The 2,006-nt window shown below is 39.3% G+C and carries 4 protein-coding genes; all 4 read left to right on the plus strand.

The window, feature by feature from the left end:
* Positions 1 to 104 (plus strand): peptidylprolyl isomerase (locus tag CXF78_RS15405; protein ID WP_180957168.1); only part of this gene is annotated, 104 nt, incomplete at its 5' end.
* Between the two features lie 68 nt (positions 105 to 172).
* The gene (locus CXF78_RS15410; protein ID WP_102037283.1) at positions 173 to 709 is read left to right on the plus strand and encodes a GNAT family N-acetyltransferase; all 537 of its coding nucleotides are present in this window, start codon (positions 173 to 175) and stop codon (positions 707 to 709) included.
* Between the two features lie 200 nt (positions 710 to 909).
* Complete coding sequence (locus CXF78_RS15415; protein ID WP_011638067.1) at positions 910 to 1,149, plus strand: FeoA family protein; 240 nt, start codon at positions 910 to 912, stop codon at positions 1,147 to 1,149.
* On the plus strand, positions 1,142 to 2,006 hold an 865-nt coding region (locus CXF78_RS15420; RefSeq protein WP_145991482.1), incomplete at its 3' end, for a FeoB small GTPase domain-containing protein. The genes CXF78_RS15415 and CXF78_RS15420, both read left to right, overlap by 8 nt.

Raw genomic sequence — 2,006 nt, forward strand, 5'->3', positions numbered from 1 at the left:
AAGAATTTGACGAAGTGGTATTTAGTGCACCATTAAATGTTGTTCAAGGGCCAGTAAAAACACAATTTGGTTTTCATTTACTTGAAGTGACTAGTCGCGGCTAGTCAATATTGAGTGAGTGAAATAAAAATGGCAGCTTAGGTTGCCATTTTATTTATAAAAAAGAGGGGCTATGGATATAAATCTTTATAGTGATCGACTTAAATTACGAAATTTACTGAGCAGGGATTGGGATTTTTTTCTTCGCTTACATCTTGATAAAGATGTTAATCAATATATTCGAAGTATTGAACCTGAATCAGATATAGTCGCTAAATTTGAGCAGCGTAAAGCTGTATGGCTTTTTGAGTCAGGAGATTGGTTAACGCTTGTTATTGAACGAGTTGATAATAGTCAGGCTGTGGGGCTTATTGGTTTTAGATGTGATGATGCACAGCTAAGGCGAGCTGAAGTAGGTTATTTAATTGCGCCAGAACAGCAAGGGTTAGGGTTTGCCAGTGAAAGCTTGCTCGCGGTAACCGATTGGGGGGCACTACAATTCAGTATGCATAAATACATTGGTATTTGCGCTCATGAAAATACTGCTTCGCGAAAAGTATTAGAGAAGGTGGGCTTTGTTCTGGAAGGGACACTAAAACAGAATAACTGTGTTGATGGTAAATGGTCCGATGATTGTTATATGGGGTTGTTGGCCGCCCAGAGAACATAATCATTGTTGAGCCAATTTTACTTCAAAATAAAAATAAAATCTTAGTTGCACTATATTCTAACGGGCATTTGTCACATAATACGTAATACAACTGAAAACTATTCTCGTTAACAAGTGAAACTTTGATCTAGATTTGAGTTTAACTTGTTTAGTTCCGATAAAATTTTTAACGTTATTAATGTTGTTGAAGGTAGTGTTACATGAAGCTGAGTGAACTTAAGCCAGGTGATCAGGCGATTATCTCTGAAATCGGTCAATTAACGTTACCGCAAACTGTTAAACGTAAATTGTTATCCATGGGCATTACACCCAACACCCGTTTTCATTTTATACGACGAGCTCCTATGGGGTCAGGTGTTGAATTAGATTTACGTGGAAGTAAATTATGTATGCGTTGTGATTTAGCCGATATCATCGAGGTAGTGCTCAAAAATGACTAAACAATTTCACTGTGTCACCGTGGGTAATCCCAATGCAGGTAAATCGACTCTTTTTAATGCACTTACTGGTGCTAGCCAGCAGGTTGGCAATTGGTCGGGTGTTACCGTCGAAAAGAAAACCGGTAAGCTAAATTATTCAGGGACTGATATTTTTCTCACCGATCTCCCTGGCATCTACGATCTACTCCCTGCAGGTAATAGCTGCGATTGTTCATTGGACGAGCAGATTGCTCAGGCTTATCTTTCTAATCAACAAGTGGATGCAATCATCAACCTAGTTGATGCCACAAATGTCGAACGTCATCTATATTTAACCACCCAATTACGTGAGTTAGGTATTCCGATTATTGTTGTTATTAACAAAATCGATGCTGCTAAAAAACTTGGGATCAACATTAATGTTGACGACATGTCAGCACGTTTAGGTTGTCCTGTTGTTGCTATTTGTTCACGAAGTAAAGCCGATGTAGAACAACTACAGGCAGAGTTAATGTCACTATTGGAAAAAGGTGACTCAACAAAATCTTTAATGCTCCAGTATCATAACGATATTGAAGCCAGTGTAACCGCATTACAGATGCAAAATGATAGCCAAGGCCTCACGGCGTTAAGCCGTGGGCAAGCGCTTGCTATTTTAGCCAATAGCCATGGAAATGGCTGTGGTACGAGTGAAGTACAATTACATGACACGGTAAAGCAATGTACTTTACGAGTCGAACAAGCAGGCGAAGACATCGATATTATGATCGCCACAACCCGTTACGATTTTGTACAGCAGGTGTTTGAAGCATCAGTAAATCAAGGGAAACATATCAGCGCCACAGATAGGCTTGATAAAGTAGTGTTACACCCGGTAT

Source organism: Shewanella sp. 11B5 (genome assembly GCF_002836795.1).
Taxonomy (GTDB): Bacteria; Pseudomonadota; Gammaproteobacteria; order Enterobacterales; family Shewanellaceae; genus Shewanella; species Shewanella frigidimarina.

Bases quoted from the DNA above. Each gene is read 5' to 3' on its own strand.
- CXF78_RS15410 (WP_102037283.1), top strand. From the start codon at position 173: ATGGATATAAATCTTTATAGTGATCGACTTAAATTACGAAATTTACTG.
- CXF78_RS15415 (WP_011638067.1), top strand. From the start codon at position 910: ATGAAGCTGAGTGAACTTAAGCCAGGTGATCAGGCGATTATCTCTGAA.